General features: G+C 69.6%; 21 protein-coding genes. 14 read left to right on the top strand and 7 right to left on the bottom strand.

What is annotated here, in order from left to right:
• Nucleotides 1-97 precede the first annotated feature (97 nt).
• Complete coding sequence (locus ACLARN_RS32770) at nucleotides 98-673, top strand: dihydrofolate reductase family protein (RefSeq protein ID WP_409495343.1); 576 nt, start codon at nucleotides 98-100, stop codon at nucleotides 671-673.
• Here the strand turns inward: ACLARN_RS32770 and ACLARN_RS32765 are convergent.
• A complete protein-coding gene (locus tag ACLARN_RS32765; RefSeq protein WP_409495342.1) occupies nucleotides 663-1,100 on the bottom strand; it encodes an ATP-binding protein in 438 nt (145 codons plus the stop codon). The two genes, ACLARN_RS32770 and ACLARN_RS32765, sit on opposite strands and share 11 nt — an antisense overlap.
• Nucleotides 1,101-1,260: 160 nt before the next feature.
• On the opposite strand from ACLARN_RS32765, the gene ACLARN_RS32760 reads away from it, so the two are divergent.
• Entirely contained in the window at nucleotides 1,261-1,605 is a 345-nt protein-coding gene (locus ACLARN_RS32760) for an STAS domain-containing protein (protein WP_409495341.1), read from the top strand.
• A 6-nt stretch (nucleotides 1,606-1,611) separates the two neighbouring features.
• Here ACLARN_RS32760 and ACLARN_RS32755 read toward each other — a convergent pair whose 3' ends face one another.
• The 3 genes from ACLARN_RS32755 to ACLARN_RS32745 form a co-directional block, all read right to left on the bottom strand.
• Complete coding sequence (locus ACLARN_RS32755; protein ID WP_409495340.1) at nucleotides 1,612-2,052, bottom strand: STAS domain-containing protein; 441 nt, start codon at nucleotides 2,050-2,052, stop codon at nucleotides 1,612-1,614.
• Nucleotides 2,053-2,311: 259 nt separating this feature from the next.
• On the bottom strand, nucleotides 2,312-2,524 hold the full coding sequence (locus ACLARN_RS32750) for a hypothetical protein (RefSeq protein ID WP_409495339.1): 213 nt from the start codon (nucleotides 2,522-2,524) through the stop codon (nucleotides 2,312-2,314).
• A 106-nt stretch (nucleotides 2,525-2,630) separates the two neighbouring features.
• Entirely contained in the window at nucleotides 2,631-3,617 is a 987-nt protein-coding gene (locus tag ACLARN_RS32745) for a LysR family transcriptional regulator (protein ID WP_409495338.1), read from the bottom strand.
• A gap of 188 nt (nucleotides 3,618-3,805) precedes the next feature.
• On the opposite strand from ACLARN_RS32745, the gene ACLARN_RS32740 reads away from it, so the two are divergent.
• The 7 genes from ACLARN_RS32740 (at nucleotide 3,806) to ACLARN_RS32710 (ending at nucleotide 10,787) form a co-directional block, all read left to right on the top strand.
• Complete coding sequence (locus ACLARN_RS32740; RefSeq protein WP_409495337.1) at nucleotides 3,806-5,221, top strand: aminopeptidase P family protein; 1,416 nt, start codon at nucleotides 3,806-3,808, stop codon at nucleotides 5,219-5,221.
• A gap of 151 nt (nucleotides 5,222-5,372) precedes the next feature.
• Nucleotides 5,373-5,972: a helix-turn-helix domain-containing protein gene (locus ACLARN_RS32735; protein ID WP_409495336.1), complete on the top strand. Its 600-nt coding sequence runs from the start codon at nucleotides 5,373-5,375 to the stop codon at nucleotides 5,970-5,972.
• Nucleotides 5,973-6,050: 78 nt separating this feature from the next.
• Nucleotides 6,051-7,214: an NAD(P)/FAD-dependent oxidoreductase gene (locus ACLARN_RS32730; RefSeq protein WP_409495335.1), complete on the top strand. Its 1,164-nt coding sequence runs from the start codon at nucleotides 6,051-6,053 to the stop codon at nucleotides 7,212-7,214.
• Nucleotides 7,211-7,519 (top strand): (2Fe-2S)-binding protein, encoded by a 309-nt coding sequence (locus ACLARN_RS32725; RefSeq protein WP_409495334.1) that lies wholly within the window; start codon nucleotides 7,211-7,213, stop codon nucleotides 7,517-7,519. Before ACLARN_RS32730 ends, ACLARN_RS32725 begins: the two co-directional genes overlap by 4 nt.
• The gene (locus ACLARN_RS32720; RefSeq protein ID WP_409495333.1) at nucleotides 7,516-8,877 is read left to right on the top strand and encodes an NAD(P)/FAD-dependent oxidoreductase; all 1,362 of its coding nucleotides are present in this window, start codon (nucleotides 7,516-7,518) and stop codon (nucleotides 8,875-8,877) included. Before ACLARN_RS32725 ends, ACLARN_RS32720 begins: the two co-directional genes overlap by 4 nt.
• A complete protein-coding gene (locus ACLARN_RS32715; RefSeq protein WP_409495332.1) occupies nucleotides 8,874-9,785 on the top strand; it encodes a dihydrodipicolinate synthase family protein in 912 nt (303 codons plus the stop codon). Before ACLARN_RS32720 ends, ACLARN_RS32715 begins: the two co-directional genes overlap by 4 nt.
• Nucleotides 9,786-10,787: a proline racemase family protein gene (locus tag ACLARN_RS32710; RefSeq protein WP_409495331.1), complete on the top strand. Its 1,002-nt coding sequence runs from the start codon at nucleotides 9,786-9,788 to the stop codon at nucleotides 10,785-10,787.
• Nucleotides 10,788-10,834: 47 nt separating this feature from the next.
• Here ACLARN_RS32710 and ACLARN_RS32705 read toward each other — a convergent pair whose 3' ends face one another.
• Genes ACLARN_RS32705 through ACLARN_RS32695 form a run of 3 tightly spaced genes read right to left on the bottom strand, consistent with a single transcriptional unit; the run spans nucleotide 10,835 to nucleotide 13,871 of the window.
• A complete protein-coding gene (locus ACLARN_RS32705; protein ID WP_409495330.1) occupies nucleotides 10,835-12,049 on the bottom strand; it encodes an amidohydrolase family protein in 1,215 nt (404 codons plus the stop codon).
• A complete protein-coding gene (locus tag ACLARN_RS32700) occupies nucleotides 12,046-12,483 on the bottom strand; it encodes a GAF domain-containing protein (RefSeq protein WP_409495329.1) in 438 nt (145 codons plus the stop codon). Before ACLARN_RS32700 ends, ACLARN_RS32705 begins: the two co-directional genes overlap by 4 nt.
• Complete coding sequence (locus ACLARN_RS32695; protein ID WP_409495328.1) at nucleotides 12,480-13,871, bottom strand: MFS transporter; 1,392 nt, start codon at nucleotides 13,869-13,871, stop codon at nucleotides 12,480-12,482. The genes ACLARN_RS32700 and ACLARN_RS32695 overlap by 4 nt, the downstream gene beginning before the upstream one ends.
• A 135-nt stretch (nucleotides 13,872-14,006) precedes the next feature.
• Between ACLARN_RS32695 and ACLARN_RS32690 the strand changes: the two genes are divergently transcribed.
• From ACLARN_RS32690 to ACLARN_RS32670, 5 genes are all read left to right on the top strand, one after another.
• The gene (locus ACLARN_RS32690; RefSeq protein ID WP_409495327.1) at nucleotides 14,007-14,933 is read left to right on the top strand and encodes a MurR/RpiR family transcriptional regulator; all 927 of its coding nucleotides are present in this window, start codon (nucleotides 14,007-14,009) and stop codon (nucleotides 14,931-14,933) included.
• Nucleotides 14,934-15,012: 79 nt separating this feature from the next.
• The gene (locus ACLARN_RS32685) at nucleotides 15,013-15,177 is read left to right on the top strand and encodes a hypothetical protein (RefSeq protein ID WP_409495326.1); all 165 of its coding nucleotides are present in this window, start codon (nucleotides 15,013-15,015) and stop codon (nucleotides 15,175-15,177) included.
• Between the two features lie 96 nt (nucleotides 15,178-15,273).
• Nucleotides 15,274-15,579: a hypothetical protein gene (locus tag ACLARN_RS32680; RefSeq protein ID WP_409495325.1), complete on the top strand. Its 306-nt coding sequence runs from the start codon at nucleotides 15,274-15,276 to the stop codon at nucleotides 15,577-15,579.
• Nucleotides 15,572-16,666 (top strand): VanZ family protein, encoded by a 1,095-nt coding sequence (locus ACLARN_RS32675; RefSeq protein ID WP_409495324.1) that lies wholly within the window; start codon nucleotides 15,572-15,574, stop codon nucleotides 16,664-16,666. The genes ACLARN_RS32680 and ACLARN_RS32675 overlap by 8 nt, the downstream gene beginning before the upstream one ends.
• Nucleotides 16,667-16,768: 102 nt before the next feature.
• On the top strand, nucleotides 16,769-17,161 hold the full coding sequence (locus tag ACLARN_RS32670; RefSeq protein ID WP_409495323.1) for a hypothetical protein: 393 nt from the start codon (nucleotides 16,769-16,771) through the stop codon (nucleotides 17,159-17,161).
• Nucleotides 17,162-17,313: the final 152 nt, after the last annotated feature.

The following is a 17,313-nucleotide window of genomic DNA, read 5'->3' as shown; positions in this document are numbered from 1 at the left end:
TCGAATCGCGGAAAATTCTTCCGGCAAGCTGTCGAATCCGCCGGTTCCCGGTCGACGCAGTGTCGAAAGCAGTTCAGAACGACCAAGGAGAAACCAGATGCGCACCCTGATCGCCACCGCGTTCGTCTCGCTCGACGGCGTCGTCGAAGGCCCCGGCGGGGAGCCGGGCTACCGCAACTCCGGCTGGACCTTCAACGGCATCGAGTTCGACGAAGCTGCCTACGAGCTCAAGGGCCGCGAGCAGGGCGAGGCCACGGCGATGATGATGGGCCGGGCCAGCTACGAGGCGTTCTCGCCGGTGTGGCCGGACATGACCGTGGAATTCGCGGGCTACAACGCGATGCCGAAGTACGTCGTTTCGACCACCCTGCGGGAGGAAGACCTCGCCGACAACTGGGGCGAGACCACGATCCTGCGTTCGCTGGACGACGTCGCCGAGCTCAAGAAGACCGACGGCGGGCCGATCATCGTGCACGGCAGCGCGGAGCTGAACCGCAACCTCGCCGACGCCGGCCTGATCGACCGCTACCACCTGCTGCTGTTCCCGGTCCTGCTCGGCGCGGGCAAGAAGTTGTTCAGCGACACCGACAAGGACAAGCAGAGCCTGAAGCTCGTCGAGAGCGAGGCCTACGGCAACGGCGTCCAGAAGCTGGTCTACGACGTCACCCGGTGATCGGACCCCGACCGGGACCGGCGGGGCAGGGCCAGGCAAGCCGGACGACGGTCCCGGTGGGTGTGCTCGTCACGGAGGCCTCCGGCGCGAAGGCGCGGATGATCGGCAGGCCACGTCCGCCGTCCGGGCGGCGACCGTCGCGCCAGCGGCCTTCGTCGGTGACGGTGATCTCGATGTGACCGTCGACGAAGGCGGCGGTGACCGTCATGACGTTGTCGTCGGTGCCGTCCGGATAGGCGTGCTTGACGACGTTGGTCATCGCTTCGTAGGCGGTGAGTTTGAGATCCTCGGCCAGTTCCCTGGGAAGGCCTCGTTCGAGGGCCCAGTTCGTCAGGACGTCCCGCAACGCGGCTGCCTGAGCGGCGACGGCGGCGACTTCGAGGACCAGCTCGTCGGTGCTGTCACGCACCGGCTCGTCGATCGGCATCACGGAGCTTCTCCTCCTCGCCCGCCGCGGTCCACGACCGCCGGATCCACTGACCAGGCTAAGACACCGGGGGAATCGAGGTGCGAGTGCCGCGCGCACGGGGTGCCGTCATCGGATATCTTCGGAACTCTCGGTGTGCGGATCGTGAGGGAGTGTGACGGTGACGAGCGGAGACGGCGACATCCGGGAGGTTCCGTTCTCGGTGACGCTCGCCAGGCCCGATGGTGCCAAGGTCGTCATCGCGGTGGCGGGGGAGATCGACCTGACGACGGCCGAAGACCTCAAGGAGACTTTCGAGGAGGCACTGGAACCCGTGCCCGGACGGCTCGTCGTCGACCTCGAAGGCGTGGAGTTCTGCGATTCCACCGGTCTGGCGACCCTGGTCAGGATCAACGACCGGTGCGCCACCCGCGGCGTCGACCTGAGTTTCCTGCCGTCGCCGACGATCCGGCGGCTGGCACTGAAGACGGGCCTCTCCACACTGCTGCCGCTCGCCGGGGCCTGACCGCCTTCAGGGTTTGGGCAAGGCCTTCGGTACGTCGCGGAGCGCGTTGGCGAGGTACTGGAACACGGGGATATGGACGTCGACACCGAACAGGTTCAGCAGCCTCAGCACCGGGCGGGTGCTGGCGACGACCCCGATCGTCCGGTGTTCGGCGTTGGCGCGGGCGGCGGCGGATTCGATGACCCGCAACCCGGCGACGCCGAGGAAGGTGACCTCGGTGAGATCGAGGACCGTGGAGGTGGGGAGGTCGCCCCAGAGGGCGTGTTCGAGTCTTCCGGCGGTGGCGAGGTCGATTTCGCCCGCCGCGGAGACGACGAGCAGATCTTCACTCCATCGGGTCCGCTGGACTTCCAACAGGTTGTCTTCCGACAGGCGCGGTCGCGGAACGGTGGCATGGAGGACAGGGCTGTCGCGGCTGCCACGCATGGACGGGATTCGGTCGGTCATGGTGCTGGTCTCCCGGATAGCCGGGGACGAGACGGACAACGGGTAAGCCTGCACAACGGCTGCGCAAGTCAACTCGCCGCCGCGTCGCCCTGAGAAAGAATCGGGGTCGCGGACGTGCGGGTCGTTCGCGCGGGCTGGTGGACTCAACCTCACGTACTTGTCACCGTACGCTGCTCGTCGCGTCTGGCAACACCGCGCCTGGGTACGGGACATGATTCACGCTCGCGCATGATCAATCACGCGGGGCAGAACCCCGACGCTAGGGGCGGTGCGAGTCGACTTCCCTTGTGTCGTCCCGTTCTCGTTTCGCGGCCTTCCAGGCGGCGGTGGCGCACAGGAGTGCCGCCACGAAGCCGACCGCGGTGAGTGTCCCGGCCCAGACAGCACCGGTGCTGGCGAGAAGATAGAGCTGGATCACGGCGGTGCACGTGTAGACGACCGCCAGTCCCAGCCACAGCCGTTGCGCCATCATCTCCCGTCTCCGTTCCCCAGATACCGGGTCAATCGCGGCGAGGCGGGATCTGGTTACAGGGTGTTCGAAAACGGCGGCTTCCTGGCGGCGGATCCGCCTTGACCGCTCAGGAACCGGCCACCCGGAAGAAGTCCACCAGCCCATCCCCGGACCGGGAACTGCGCCGGTGTTCCCACCAGGTCCGGAACGGCGTCGACGCCATCGCGTGCCGCGTGTAGGACGTCATGACCGCGCGATACACGTTTTCCGCCTGGTCCCACGTGAGTCGTTCCTTGCGCCACGCCAATACGAGTCGCATCCGCATGGGATCGTCCTTGAGCGGCCGGACGACCATGCCCGGCAGTTCGGGCGCGGTGGGTTCCACGAGTTGCACGGCCTGCCCGGCCGCGATCAGGTGCCGTCCGCCGCCGTTGGGGCATTCGAAGCGGATCCGGGGCGTGAACCCCGCGCGGTGTGTGGCCGCGCGCAGCGACGTCAGCGAGCCGTCCTCGGGACCCGGGGGACCGATCCACGCTTCGTCGGCGAGGTCGGCCAGGTCGACCTCGAAGCCGTCAGCGAGCCGGTGGCGGGCGGGAAGACCGACGAAGACGGGCAGCCACGAGAACAGCACCCGATGCCCCAAATGCTTCGCCAGCGGGACTTCCTGGTCGTCGGACATGGCGATGACGGCGATATCGAGAGTGGAGCGGCCCAAAGCCTGCGCCAGCACCGCGCTGGACGGCTCCACGTGCACGGTCACGTCCAGTCCAGGCAGCGCGTCGTCCAGCCGCTCGACGAAGGTGGGCAGACAGTCCATTTGGGACGATCCGAGCCGGACCGGGCCGTCGCCCAGCGCGCCGAGCAGGTCGCTTTCGAATCTGTCGAACTCCACGAGCAGGGTGAGGGCCCGGCGGAGTGTCTGCTCGCCGACCGGGGTCGGGGTCACGCCGGTGTGGCTGCGGACGAACAGCGGCGCGCCGATCTGCCGTTCGAGCCGCTGGAGCAGGGAGGTCAGCGACGGCTGGGACATGCCCAGCGCGGCGGCCGCCTGCGAGAGGCTGCCCGCTTCGGCGATGGCGCAGATCGCCCGCAGGTGCCGGATCTCCAGGGCCATAGCCGGAGTCTATCGCCGCCGGTCATTACGGCCCGGCCCTTCGCGATGTGAAGGTGGTCGTGAGTGGCCTTCCGGGTGTCGCGAAAGCCACTTTCGGGACATCAGACGTCGCGAAAGTGGCTTTCGCGACACGGCCGCTGGGCTTCGCACCTCTCGAAGAGAACTCCGACTACCTGAAAGGGGAGCCGATGACCGGCGACCGAACCCGGCCGGACCTGCGCGCGCTGCTGGCCGCCAAGGGGTTCCGGAACTGGATCAGCGACGGCTGGGAGCCTGCCGACGACGTCGTCGACGTGCCGCCGGGCACCGCCGAGGCGGCGGCAGCCCATCGCGGCAGGCTGTCGGCGGAACTGCCGGGGCAGCGGATCGCGCTCGCCGCCGGCCGTGCCGTGGTGCGCTCCAACGACACGTTCCACGGCTTCCGTGCCGACAGCGACTTCGTCTGGCTCACCGGTTGCCAGCGCGAGGGCGCGGTCCTGGTGCTGACCCCGGCCGGGGACAGTCACCACGCCACGCTGTACGTCCCGCGCCCCGCCGAGGTGGACGAGCCCGACTTCGTCGGCGATGCCGACACCAGTCCGCTGTGGGTCGGCACCGCCGCCGGACCGGCCGCGTACGGCGACGCGTTCGGCATCGAATGTCGTCCGCTGGAGGACCTTCCGCACGGCTTGCGCGGGCGGAACCCGAGCGTGCTGGTCGGTGCGGGGGTCGATCCCGTGCTCGACGCGTACGGCTTCGGCCACAGCGAACGGCTCCGGACGGTCCTCGCGGATCTGCGCCGGATCAAGGACGAGTGGGAGATCGGGCAGTTGCGCGACGCCGTCGACGCCACCGCGCTCGGGTTCGCCGACGTGCTGGCCGCGCTGCCGGAGGCGGTCCGCGGCGGCGGGGAACGCTGGCTGCAAGGCACTTTCGACCGGCGTGCCCGCACGGAGGGCACCGGCCCCGGCTACACCTCCATCGTCGCGGCGGGATCGCACGCGCCGATCCTGCACTGGACGCGTTGCGACGGTCCGGTGACCGAAGACAGCCTGTTGCTGCTCGACGCCGGAGTCGAGCTGAATTCCTTGTACACCGCCGACATAACCCGCACTTTCCCGGTCGGCGGCGAGTTCACGACGGCGCAGCGCGACGTCTACGACCTGGTGTACAAGGCGCATCTCGCGGCGCTGGCGGAAGTGCGCCCTGGCAACGATTTCGCCGCCTTCCAGACGACGGCGCTCGGTGTGCTCGCGGCGGGATTGCACGATTGGGGCCTGCTCCCGGTGTCGGTGGACGAGGCGCTGTCGCCGGACGGGCAGCAGCACCGGCGGTACATCGTCTGCGGTACGGGTCATTTCCTCGGGCTGGACGTCCATGACTGCGCCGCCGCCCATCCCTCCGGCTATCGCGAGGGCACCCTCGCCGAGGGCATGGCGCTGGCGGTGGAACCCGGCCTGTACTTCCACGCCACCGACCGCACCGTGCCGCCCGAACTGCGCGGCCTCGGCATCCGCATCGAGGACAACGTCGTGGTCACCGAATCTGGCCACGACCTGCTGTCCAGCGGATTCCCGTCGACCGCGGACGAGATCACCGCCTGGGTCCGGGCGGCCAGGAGCTGAAGTCCCCTTCAGCTCCCACCATCGCGTCGTCCATCGGCCGCGGCTATGCCCTCCCCGTCGGCAGGCGTGTCATGATGTCCGCGAACTCGATCGGCAAAGCGAACGATTCGCCCTCCGGTCGTACGGTTTGACGAACGACAGGGGAGATGCGGTGGAGGACGAGGCGCCCTCGATCCGGGACATGCTGGCGGTCAACCTGCGCGCGGCCAGGGCGGCGAGGGGGATCTCGCTGTCGGAGCTGTCCCGCCGGTCGGGCATCGGCAAGGCGACGCTGTCGCAGCTGGAGTCCGGCGGCGGCAATCCGACCATCGAAACCGTGTTCAGCCTGTCCAGGGTGCTGGAGGTGGCGATCTCCGACCTGCTCGACCACCGCGCGGGTGGCGCGCTCACCGTGGTTCGCGGCGCCGACGTCGAAGTGCTCAGCGGCGAGGGCGTCGATCTCCGGCCACTGCGCCGGATCGAGGCCGGTGACGGCGTCTTCGAGGTGTACGACCAGGTGGTGCGCGGTGACGCGCCGCAGCGTTCGCAAGGGCACGTCGGGATCGAGCACACCGTCGTGCAGTCCGGTTCGCTGCGGGTCGAAGTGGCGGGGCGGACCGTCGAAGTCGGCCCGGGGGACTACGTCGCCTTCGACGCCCGTGAGCCGCATTGCTACACCGCGTCGGAGGGTCCGGTGCACTCGGTCCTGCTGCTGCAGTACCGCGCCGACGAACGGCTCGACGGCAGGCCGCATCCGGTGCTGAAGGGCTGACGGCGCCCTGGGTATTGACACCCTTCTGGGGTGGAACCTACGCTCCGATCGTTCGCTTTGCCGAACGCTGGAGGGTCGATGAACCGAACGCGCGTGGTGATACTCGGCGCGGGCATCGTCGGCGCCGCGTGTGCCCGTGAGCTGAGCCGGGCGGGCTTCGACGTCGTCGTCGTGGATCGCGGCCGTCCCGCCGGGGGCACTACGTCGCACGGCGAGGGCAACGTCCTCGTCTCCGACAAGGGACCGGGCGCCGAACTCGAACTCGCGAAGCTTTCCATTCGACTGTGGCCGCAGGTGGTCGCCGAAATCGCCGATGAGGACGCGCTTGCCGCTTCGGCGATCGAGTACGACCCCAAGGGTGGCATCGTGGTCGCCACCACCGATGACGGCGCCCGCGCTCTCACCACGTTCGCCGCGTCGCAACTCGGGGTTCGCGCGGAGTCGTTGTCTCCCAAGGAACTCGCTGACGCCGAACCCGCGCTGACCCGCGAGGTGACCGCCGCGTTCCACTACCCGGAGGACGCCCAGGTGCAGCCCGCGGGTGCGGCGCTGGCCCTGCTCGGTTCCGCACTCCGCCACGGCGCCCGGCTGCGGTCCGACACCGAGGTCGTCGGCGCGTCTGTCCGAAAGGGACGGATCACCGGTGTCCGCGTCCCCGGCGAGGTGATCGAGGCGGACGTCGTCGTCAACGCCGCGGGACCGTGGGCAGGCCAGGTGGCGGCGCTCCTCGGCGCACCGATCGCGGTCCGGCCCCGCCGTGGCGAAGTGCTGGTGACGACGCCGATGCCCGGCGTCGTCCGGCACAAGGTCTACGACGCCGATTACGTCGGCGTGGTCGGGGCCGATTCGGGCGACTTACAGACTTCCGCCGTCGTCGAATCGACCTGGGGCGGCACCGTGCTGATCGGCTCGTCACGGCGCCGGGTCGGCTTCGACGACACGATCCGGCCGGAGGTGCTGAGCGCCATCGCGGTCAAGGCGCTGCGGCTGTTCCCCGCGCTGGCCGATGCCGCGATCATGCGGGCCTACGGCGGCTTCCGGCCTTACGTCGACGATCATCTCCCCGTGCTCGGCGAGGACCCGAGGCTGGGTAATCTCTGGCACGCCACCGGACACGAAGGCGCCGGTATCGGGCTGAGCGTCGGCACCGCGCGATTGCTGCGCGAACTGCTCACCGGTGCGGAGCCCGCCATGCCGGTCGCGGAATTCACTGTGGACCGTCTGGCGGTATTGGCCGCATGAGCGGGCGACTGTTTCCCCGGGACAAGGATCCGGTGGGCCGCACCGACCGGCCGATCGGGATCACCGTCGACGGCGAACCCCTGACCGGGATCGCGGGACAGAGCGTGGCGGGTGTACTGCTCGCCGCGGGCCGGACTTCGTGGCGCACCACGCGTTCCGGCGCGCCGCGTGGCGTTTTCTGCGGCATCGGCGCGTGTTTCGACTGCTTGCTCACGGTCAACGACGTGCCCGACGTCCGCGCGTGCCGACGTCGAGCCGCCGACGGCGACGAAATCCGCACCCAGTCCCGGGAGGACGGGGCATGAAGCACGTGGTGATCGTCGGCGCCGGACCCGCCGGGCTCGCGGCGGCCGAGCACGCGCTGCGGGCGGGTGCCCGGGTCACTGTGCTGGATCAGGCCGAAGCTCCCGGCGGGCAGTACCACCGGACGATGCCGGAGGCCTACGCGGCGCGGAACCCGGAGCGACTCCACCACGGCTGGGCGGGATTCGAGCGGCGCCGTCGCTTGCTGGAACATCCACGGTGCCAGTGGTGGCCCGAATCCACCGTCTGGGCTCTCGACCGCGCGGAAAACCAGGTGCACGTGCTGCGAGGGCAGGCTGATGGCAGCGGACGGCGGCGATCGTCCCTTGAGCCGGACGCGCTGATCCTGGCGACCGGCGCGCACGACCGCACTCTGCCGTTCCCCGGCTGGGAATTGCCCGGTGTGTACACCGCGGGGGCGGCGCAGGCGCTGGCGAAGGGGGAGCGGGTCGCGATCGGCCGCCGGGTTCTCGTCGCAGGGGCCGGGCCGTTCCTGTTGCCGGTCGCGGAATCGCTGCTGGGCGTCGGGGCGGAGGTGGTCGCCGTACTGGAGGCGAACCCGTTCGCGACCGTCCGAAAAGGATGGTCGGTGCGGCCGTGGGAGCTGGCCGCCCACGCGGGCAAGTCGGCAGAGCTGGCCCGGTACGCCGCGACCTTGGCCCGCCATCGTGTCCCGTACCGGTTCGCCCACGCCGTGATCGAGGCGCGCGGGGCCGACCGGGTCCGCGAGGTCGTCACAGCCAGGGTCCGGGCCGACTGGTCGATCGTTCCCGGCACCGAGCGGACGTACGAGGTCGACGCGGTCTGCGTCGGACACGGTTTCGTCCCGCAGCCCGAACTCGCCGTCGCGGCGGGCTGCGCCCTCGACGGCGGTTTCGTGCGGGTCGACGACGAGCAACGGACCACAGTGGACAGTGTCTTCGCCGCGGGTGAGATCACCGGTATCGGCGGCGCGGTTACCGCCGCGGCCGAAGGCGCGGTGGCCGGCCGCGTCGCCGCCGGAGGAGATCCTGGCCGATCACTGCTCCGCGAACGTGACCGGGCGCGGGCCTTCGCCGGACGACTCGCCGCCGCGCACCCGATCGGCGCGGCCTGGCGCGGCTGGCTGGCCGAAGACACGATCGTCTGCCGCTGCGAGGAAACCACGTACGGCGAACTCACCCGCGCGGCAGGCGACCCGGCTTGCCCGGGCTCGCACGCACTGAAACTCGGCACCCGGGCCGGACTCGGCCCGTGCCAGGGCCGGATGTGCGGCCCTACCGTGTCCGAACTCAGCGGTGGCGCCGAACGGCATCACCGCCCGATCGCCCAGCCGATCCGGCTGGGCGAACTCGCCGAACCGAAGGAGACCTCCGCATGAGCACCCCCGACCTCGGTGGCGTCGTCGTCGCGACCGCCCTCCCGTACCGGGCGGACGAAGCGGCGCCCGCCGGGCTGGCCGTGGACTACGAGGCCTACGCCGCGCACTGCCGGTGGCTGATCGACAACGGCTGCCGGGGCGTCGGCCCGAACGGTTCCCTCGGCGAGTACTCGTCGCTCACCGACGACGAACGCCGCCGCGTCGCGCGCACCGCGATCGAAACCGTCGGTAGGGACGGGATCGTCGTCGTCGGCGTGCACGGCCCCGGGTCGCATCAGGCCAGGCACTGGGCGGAAATCGCGGCCGAGGACGGCGCCCACGGCCTGCTGTGCCTGCCGCCGACGATGTACCGCGCCAACCGCGGCGAGGTGCTCGCCCATTTCGAGGCGGTGGCGTCGGTCGGCCTGCCGGTGATGGTCTACAACAACCCCATCGACACCAAGGTCGATCTCACTCCTGGCCTGCTGGCCGAGATCGCGGCGATCGACAACGTGGTGGCGGTCAAGGAGTTCTCCGGTGACGTCCGGCGAGTGCTGGAGATCCGCGAGCAGGCACCGGAACTGGACGTGATCAGCGGCGCCGACGACGTCGTGCTGGAGAGCCTGCTGATGGGCGCGACCGGCTGGTTCGCCGGGTTCCCGAACGTGTTCCCCGCGGAGTCGGTCCGCCTGTTCGAACTGGCCAGGGCAGGGAAGCTGGAGGAGGCCATGGCGCTGTACGAACCACTGGTGGCCGCGTTCCGCTGGGACTCGCGGACGGAGTTCGTCCAGGCCATCAAGCTGGGCATGGATCTCGTCGGCCGCTACGGCGGGCCGTGCCGTCCGCCGCGCGGGCCGCTGACGGACGAGCATCGCGAGCAGGTCACCGCCGACATGCGTCGCGCGCTCGCCTCGCTGGGGGTGGAGTAGATGCGCTCGATCCGGTCGATCACCGCCGTCGACTCGCATACCGAGGGCATGCCGACCCGGGTGGTGACCGGCGGGGTCGGCGTCATCCCCGGCGACACCATGGCCGAACGCCGCCGGTACTTCATGGACCACATGGATCACCTGCGGCAGTTCCTGGTGAACGAGCCGCGCGGTCATTCCGCGATGAGCGGGGCGATCCTGCAGCCACCGACCCGGCCGGACGCCGACTGGGGCGTGGTGTACATCGAGGTGTCCGGCTGCCTGCCGATGTGCGGGCACGGCACGATCGGTGTCGCGACGGTGCTGGTGGAGACCGGCATGGTGGAGGTGACCGAACCGAAGACCGTGGTGCGCCTGGACACCCCGGCCGGGCTGGTGCACGCCGAAGTCGACGTCCGGGACGGTCGCGCGGAACGCGTCAAACTGCGCAACGTGGCGTCGTTCCTCGCCGACCGGGACGCCCTCGTCGACGTGCCCGGCCTCGGGGAAGTGCGTTACGACCTTGCCTACGGCGGCAACTTCTACGCCATCCTCGAACTGTCCCAAGTGGACATACCGTTCGATCGCGCGGAGAAGGACCGGATACTGGCCGCGGGGCTGGACATCATGGCGGCGATCAACGACCAGTGCCGGCCGAAGCATCCGGTCGATCCGCTGATCGGCGGCTGCAAGCACGTCCAGTTCCTCGCCCCGGGATCGGACGCACGGGCTTCCCGGCACGCGATGGCGATCCACCCCGGCTGGTTCGACCGGTCGCCGTGTGGCACCGGGACCTCGGCCAGGATGGCGCAGTTGCACGCCCGCGGTGAGCTGCCGCTGCACACGCCGTTCGAGAACAGTTCGTTCATCGGCACCACTTTCATCGGCGAGCTGGTCGAGGAGACCACTGTCGGCGGTGTCCCGGCCGTGGTGCCGGAGTTCTCCGGACGCGCCTGGATCACCGGGAACGCCACCTACCTGCTCGATCCGGACGACCCGTTCCCCGCGGGGTTCGTCCTCTAGTTGCGATCCATGCACGGGCAACTACCGCAACTAGAGGACGAAACGCGTCAGGCGGAGACCACGGTCCCGCCCTGGACGATGTGCCGGAACGCCTTCGGCTCGGCCAGGACGCCGACGTCCTCCAGCGGATCCCGGTCCACGACGACGAGATCGGCGTACGCGCCGGGCGCCAGGGTGCCGATCTCGCCGGTCAGGTTGAGCAGGTCCGCCGCAGTCGACGTCGCGGAGCGGATCACCTCAAGCGCGGACTGGACCTCCCCGCGCAGCCGGAATTCGTGGTTCTGGTGCCGGTGCATCCCGCCGAGGAGATCGCTGCCGTACACCAGTTTCACCCCAGCGCGAGCGGCCCGTTCCAGTGCGGCCATACCCGCGCCGAGGACGTCGTCGACCTTGCGCCAGCTCGATTCCGGCAGCCCGTGCTCGCGCCCTTCCTCCTTCAGCGCCCAGTACGTGACCAAAGTGGGCACGAGGTACGCGTCGTGCCGGAGGAACAGTTCGACACTGAGGTCGTCGATCAGGTTGCCGTGCTCGATCGACCGGACACCCAGCTCCAGGGCTCGGTTCACCGCACGGGCGGTGTAAGCGTGCGCGGCCACGTAGCGGTTGGCCGCCTCCGCCTCCTCGACGATCGCGCGCAGTTCCTCGGCGGAGTACTGCGTCGAGTCGACCCGGTCGGTGGGGGAGGCGACGCCGCCGGAGGCCATCACCTTGATGTGGTGCGCCCCCTTGCGCAGTTCGTCGCGCGCCGCCGCGCGGACCGCGTCGACACCGTCGGCGACCCGGCCGAGACCCGCGCAGCACGGATGGTCGTCGCTGGCGTTGGCGCCGCGGGTCCGGCTGTCGCCGTGCCCGCCGGTCTGGCTCAGCGCGCGTCCGCAGAACAGCAGGCGCGGGCCGCGGAACAGCCCCTCGGCCTGCGCGTCGGCGAGGCCGTAATCGGCACCGGAGGCGTCCCGGACCGTGGTGAAGCCCCGGTCCAGCATCCGGCTCATGGTGCGGGCGCTGTGCGCGGCCACGTAGGAGGGGGACGACGAGGGGAGCGACCCCAGATCCGCGGTCGACGCCGTCACGTGGACGTGCGCGTCGACTAGACCGGGCAACACGAACGCGCCGCGCAGGTCCTCGGTCCGCACGTCACCGGCGGTGAGGCCCGTGCCGGTCTCGACGATCCGGCCGTCGGCACACCTGAGGTCGCCCTCGGTGTACTCGCCCTTGACCGGGTCGAGCAGCCGGGCGTTGCGAAGGAGCAGTGATCCGTTCATCGGGTCTCCAGGAGTTCGCGCAGGGCCGGGACCGCCAACGGTGCCAGAGAACGGGCCGCCGTGACGGAATCGTCGTCGTAACTGCCTTCGGCGTCGAGGATGTTGAGGACGCCGAGGGTGCGGTCGCCGTCGACCACCGGCACGTTGATCACCGCGCCGCAGCCGAGCCGGTCGATGAGTTCGTGGTCGGCGAAGATCTCCCGCACCGCCGCGCTGTCCGGCCCGAAGTAGGGCTCCTGGCCCGTGATGCACTGGTCCAGCCAGCCCGCGGCCACCTCGACGGTCTTCTCGCCGCCGACCGGATATTCCTCCGGATGGCTGCTGTGCACGCGCCGCAGCGCCCGCCGTTCGGGCACCCACGCCAGCACGGTGAACAGCCGTACGCCGATCGTGGCGCGGGTCTTGTCCTCCACAGTGGACAGTGACACGGTCACTTCGTCATCTCCTTCGCGGTGGTCACGGGCGCGCCGTGTTCGGTCAGCTCTTCCAGTGAGCGGCCTGCGGTGGACAGGCCGAACACGACCACGACCACCACCCCGGCCGCCAGGACTGCGGTGGTCATGCCGAAGACGCCGGCGAACCCGAGGCTCGCGGCGGACAGGCCGATGATCGTCGGGGCCAGGATGCTGCCGAGCCTGCCGAACGCGCTGGACAGCCCGGTCCCGCTGGCGCGGATCCAGGTCGGGAACACCTCGGGGGTGTAGGAGTACACGCCGGCGTAGGTGCCGTTGAGGAAGAACGACAGGACCGCCCCGGCGAGGGTGATCGACCACGGCGCGTCCATCTGGCTCAGCCAGAACGCGCTCACCGCCGATCCCGCGAGGTACAACGCGATGGTGTGCTTGCGGTCCAGCCGTTCGGAGAGCCAGGCCGCGGAGAAGTACCCGGGGATCTGCGCCAGGTAGATGATGATGGAGAACTCGAAGCTCTTGGTCACCGTGATCCCGCGCTCGACGAGCAGTGTCGGGATCCAGGAGAAGAAACCGTAGTAGGAGAACGTGATCACGAACCAGACGGTCCAGATCACCGCGGTGCGGCGGGCCATCGCCGGGCTCCACAGGAACCTCAGCGCACTGAGGAGGTTGACCTTGGGCGTCTCCGTCGCGGGCTTGGCGTCGGTCTCGGCGACGGCCGGAAGTGGCTGCCCGGTCGCCTTTTCGACGTCCCGCTCCAGTTTCGCGACGATCTTCTCCGCCTCGGCGTGACGCCCGTTCGCGACCAGGAACCTCGGTGATTCCGGCAGCGACCGGCGCCACCACAGCAGCATGACGATCGGCAGCGCGGTGATCAGCTGGGCGACCCGCCAGCCTTCCGGCACCGTCGGGACGACGAACCTTCCGATCAGCGCGGCCATGACGAAGCCGAACGAGAAGAACCCGGCGAGCGCGCCGACGAACCAGCCGCGCCGTTTGGCCGGGACGAATTCCGACAGGAACGGCGCGATGATCGCGCTTTCCGCGCCCGCGCCGGCCCCGGCCAGTACCCGGGCGCCCAGGAAGATCTCGTAGTTGGGGGAGAAGGCGGCGAGCACCGAGAACACCGCGTAGAAGGCCAGCGCGTACATCATGACCTTCTTGCGGCCGATGCGGTCGCCAAGCAGGCCGGCGGCGATCGCGCCGAAGAGGAAGCCGAACGGCGTCGCCGAACCGATCAGCCCGAGCTGTCCGTTGTCGAGACCCCAGGCCGCTTTCGCGCTCGGCAGGAGGAAGGCGACCACGGCGGAGTCCATGCCGTCGAAGGTGTAGCCGAGCCCGCCGATGAGCAGGAGTAGATAGTGAGGACGGCTCAGAGGGAGCCGGTCCAGCCGTGCCAGAAGCGTCATGGGGAACGCCTTCCGTGGTTCGGGCGACGAGGAGTGCGGACAACGTATACTGCGTTTCTGTAAAACTGCAATGGTTGTTGCAAGTGGTTCGGCGGGCACGATGCGTTACCGTGACGCGGTCGAGGGAGGGTATGCGTGGCAGAGACGGGGATCGACGACGGTTTCGAGGCGTGGCTTCGGGATCGGACGCCGGAACGCGGCTTGCGGCCGAAGTCCGCCGCCGTGCTCGAAGTACTGGTCTCGCAACCGCGCCGGGCTTCGTTCGGCTCGACGGCCGAGCTCGCCCAGCTCGCCGGGGTCAACGTCGCCACCGTCACCAGGACCGCGCAGGCGCTGGGGTTCGCGGGCTGGCCCGCGCTGCAACAGGAATTGCGGGCGCGGTACATGTCGTCGCTGAGCGCGCCGCAGGTGGCCGAGGAACACCGCGACGTCGACTCGCCAGGGTCGGCGTCGCTGCGCCGCGACCTAGACAGTCTCGCTCTGCTCAACCGGCGGTTCGCCGAGGACGAGATCCGCAACGTCGCGCACGCCGTCGCCGCCGCGCGTCGCACGCTCGTCATCGCAGACGGCAGCTATGCCGCGGTCGGGATCGCCTTCGCGCACAACGCCCGGCTCGCCGGTTACGACGTCCACGCGATCACCGCCGGCGACGCCGAACTCGCCAACGCCACGGCGAAACTCACCGGCGAGGACGTGCTGATCGCGATCAGTTTCTGGCGCCTGTACGAAAGCACCGTCCTCGCCGCGAACGAGGCGAAGGCCAGGGGAGCGCGCGCCTTCGCCATCACCGACGCGGCCAGTCCCGCGCTGGCGGGTGCCGTCGAGCAGGTGCTGATGGTGCCCGCCGAAGGCGTCACCTTCTTCCCGTCGCTGACCGCGGGCATGAGCCTGGTGCAGGCGATCGTCGCGCAACTCGCCGCCGTCGACCCCGTCCGCACCGGCGAATCGATCGAGGCGGCCGAAGCCATGTGGTCACGGTTCGATCTGCTGCATCGCCGTCCGGGGTCGGCCGATCGGTCAGTCCCGAAAAGGCCGACCGGTCGAGGCGCGCCCGCCGGATGACCGATCCGCCGCACCCCGCCGAGAGGCGATCCTGGTCCAGGCCGCCGAAACAGGCGGTACGGGGATCGAGGAGGCCGAAATGACGATCATCGCTACCTTGGGTGCTTACTCCGGATTCGCTCTGCTCACGCTGATGGCGGTGACCCCGCTGCTGGTCGAGCTCGACCAGCGCTTCCCGGTCACCCGCCGGGCGAAGGCGGCCGAACGGGAACGCCGGATGCCCGCCAGCCTTGCTTCGGCGTGACGCAGAGCACAGAGAACCGCGTGGGACTACCTCACGTGAGTGATTCCGGAACCGTCGATTCGTAACTTTGTGTCGCGCTATGGAACGCTGAGTGACGTGACCGTGGATTTCTGCTCCAGTGCCCAGCCCGCCGACGCCTTCGCGGAGTTCCGTGAGAACGTCGACGACCTGACCCAGGCGTTCATCGACGCCTGCCGTCAGGGCCGCAGCCCGGGCGACGCCACACTCGACCTGTTGCAGCGGGTCCACGGGGAAGACCGCAACTGGGTCGTCGTCCATCTGACCTTCGCCATCGCCGCGCTCGCGCATCAGCGAGCCCTCGCTCCCGGCGACGGCATCACCCGGCCAGGTGGCGTAACGGGTGCGCCTGAGCGAGCGTTGCTAGCTTCCGCGAGTGACTGATCCGACCGTCTCCGCGATCATCGCGGTGTTCGCGGGTTTCGTGCTCGCGGGCGTTCTGGCCGTCCCATATATCGCGGCGAGCTACCGGCGCCGTGGCGAACTCGGGCTCTGGCGGGTCCTGCTGGTGTTCGGCTTCCTGGTCTACGCCATGTCACTGTGGACGTACACGCTGCTCCCCATCCCGCAGACCACGGCGGCGTGGTGCGCCGAGCACGCGTCGAGTCACCTGCAACTGCGCCCCTTCCAGTTCCTCGCCGACATCCGCCGCGAGCAGACCGGCGCCGGTCTGCGGGCCTTCCTGCGCAATCCCGCGGTCCAGCAGGCGGTCTTCAACGTCGTCTTGTTCGTGCCGCTGGGGATGTTCGCGCGGCACCTCTTCCGCCGCGGTTTCGTGGCCACCGTCGCCATCGGGTTCGCGGTCTCGCTGTTCATCGAGTGCACCCAGCTCACCGGGGTCTGGTTCCTGTTCGAATGCCCGTACCGGCTGGCCGACGTCGACGACCTGCTGACCAACACCCTCGGTGCCGCCGTCGGATTCGGGCTCGCTCCCTTGCTGCGGCTGCTGCCGGGCAACGAGCCGTCCGCGCCGCCGGGAACACCGCGTCCCGTCACCGCACGCCGCCGTCTGCTCGGGATGGCCGTCGACCTCGTCTCGGTCGTCCTGCTCGGCACGACCGTCGGGATCGTGACGACCCTGCTGGCGGGCGAACCCAACGCCGTGGTCCTGGCGCTGATCAGCACGCTGTTCCCCGCGGTGCTCCTGCTGTTCGTCATCCCTGTCGCGGGCAACGGCGCCAGCTTCGGTCAGCGGATCGTGTTGCTGCGCCCCGCCGGGCCGGACGGCGGGAAACCCGCCCTGTGGCGGATGATCGTGCGGTTCCTCGCGGGTTCCGGTGGCTATTTCACGCTGCTCACTCTGGCTTCCGCGGTCAACGGCGGATTCGAACCGCTGGCGAACCTGTTGTTCTTCGTCAGCGGGATCCTCGCGATCCGGCCGCAAGGCCACAAAGGACTGTCCGGTTTGATCGCCGGTCTCGAAGTGGTGGACGTGCGGGCGGTCGACGTGCCTGCCGCCACGGCCGCCTGAGGCCGTTCGGCACCCGATCGGGTTGTTCCGCTCGCTCATGCGAGTCGATCCGCCTGCCGCCGGGGACGGCCCGGAACACTCCTCGCGGTGGACGTGGAGTCGATGGATGACGTGGCCGATTGCCTGCTCTCGGTGGCCTGGAAGATCTTCCCGCTGATGGGGAAACCGCCCGCGCGTCCGGAAACCCGCGCCGAGGAGATCCGGTCCTTCCTCGTCGAGGCTTGCCACGGCGCGGGACTGCGGGCCCGCCAATGGGCGGCCGCGCACGGCGCGGGCACCGAGGCCGACCACCATCCGTTCCTGCGGCTGGCGGAGGTCTGCGCGGACGCGAACCTCTACCTGGACATGGTTTCCGGCGTCCTGGTGGTGGACCCGGAACGCGTCCATCGCCGGTGGACCGCAATCGAGGCGCTGGTGCACGAGGCCCGCGGTCTTGCCGAAAGCGTCACCGAATTCCTGGACGGCCAGGCGGCTTTGTCCGCCGCGGGCGCGTGAAGGCCCCCTTCCCTCGGCTCAGCCGAGGGGTGGATTTCAGGGGTCGTTGCAACACGGGTGATCAACTGGTTTTGGTGAGGAGTTTAGCGAGGCGCTCGGCTGGGGTGTCCCAGTCGAGTGTTTTGCGTGGGCGGCGGTTGAGTTGGGCGGCG

This window comes from Amycolatopsis sp. cmx-11-12 (assembly GCF_046269425.1).
GTDB lineage: Bacteria > Actinomycetota > Actinomycetes > Mycobacteriales > Pseudonocardiaceae > Amycolatopsis.
This window is presented reverse-complemented; position numbering and strand designations above follow the sequence as displayed.

What these genes read in the sequence shown, in the direction of transcription:
- ACLARN_RS32770 (WP_409495343.1), top strand. Translation starts at nt 98, where the DNA reads ATGCGCACCCTGATCGCCACCGCGTTCGTCTCGCTCGACGGCGTCGTC.
- ACLARN_RS32765 (WP_409495342.1), bottom strand. Translation starts at nt 1,100, where the DNA reads ATGCCGATCGACGAGCCGGTGCGTGACAGCACCGACGAGCTGGTCCTC.
- ACLARN_RS32755 (WP_409495340.1), bottom strand. Translation starts at nt 2,052, where the DNA reads ATGACCGACCGAATCCCGTCCATGCGTGGCAGCCGCGACAGCCCTGTC.
- ACLARN_RS32750 (WP_409495339.1), bottom strand. Translation starts at nt 2,524, where the DNA reads ATGATGGCGCAACGGCTGTGGCTGGGACTGGCGGTCGTCTACACGTGC.
- ACLARN_RS32745 (WP_409495338.1), bottom strand. Translation starts at nt 3,617, where the DNA reads ATGGCCCTGGAGATCCGGCACCTGCGGGCGATCTGCGCCATCGCCGAA.
- ACLARN_RS32740 (WP_409495337.1), top strand. Translation starts at nt 3,806, where the DNA reads ATGACCGGCGACCGAACCCGGCCGGACCTGCGCGCGCTGCTGGCCGCC.
- ACLARN_RS32730 (WP_409495335.1), top strand. Translation starts at nt 6,051, where the DNA reads ATGAACCGAACGCGCGTGGTGATACTCGGCGCGGGCATCGTCGGCGCC.
- ACLARN_RS32725 (WP_409495334.1), top strand. Translation starts at nt 7,211, where the DNA reads ATGAGCGGGCGACTGTTTCCCCGGGACAAGGATCCGGTGGGCCGCACC.
- ACLARN_RS32720 (WP_409495333.1), top strand. Translation starts at nt 7,516, where the DNA reads ATGAAGCACGTGGTGATCGTCGGCGCCGGACCCGCCGGGCTCGCGGCG.
- ACLARN_RS32715 (WP_409495332.1), top strand. Translation starts at nt 8,874, where the DNA reads ATGAGCACCCCCGACCTCGGTGGCGTCGTCGTCGCGACCGCCCTCCCG.
- ACLARN_RS32710 (WP_409495331.1), top strand. Translation starts at nt 9,786, where the DNA reads ATGCGCTCGATCCGGTCGATCACCGCCGTCGACTCGCATACCGAGGGC.
- ACLARN_RS32705 (WP_409495330.1), bottom strand. Translation starts at nt 12,049, where the DNA reads ATGAACGGATCACTGCTCCTTCGCAACGCCCGGCTGCTCGACCCGGTC.
- ACLARN_RS32695 (WP_409495328.1), bottom strand. Translation starts at nt 13,871, where the DNA reads ATGACGCTTCTGGCACGGCTGGACCGGCTCCCTCTGAGCCGTCCTCAC.
- ACLARN_RS32685 (WP_409495326.1), top strand. Translation starts at nt 15,013, where the DNA reads ATGACGATCATCGCTACCTTGGGTGCTTACTCCGGATTCGCTCTGCTC.
- ACLARN_RS32670 (WP_409495323.1), top strand. Translation starts at nt 16,769, where the DNA reads ATGGATGACGTGGCCGATTGCCTGCTCTCGGTGGCCTGGAAGATCTTC.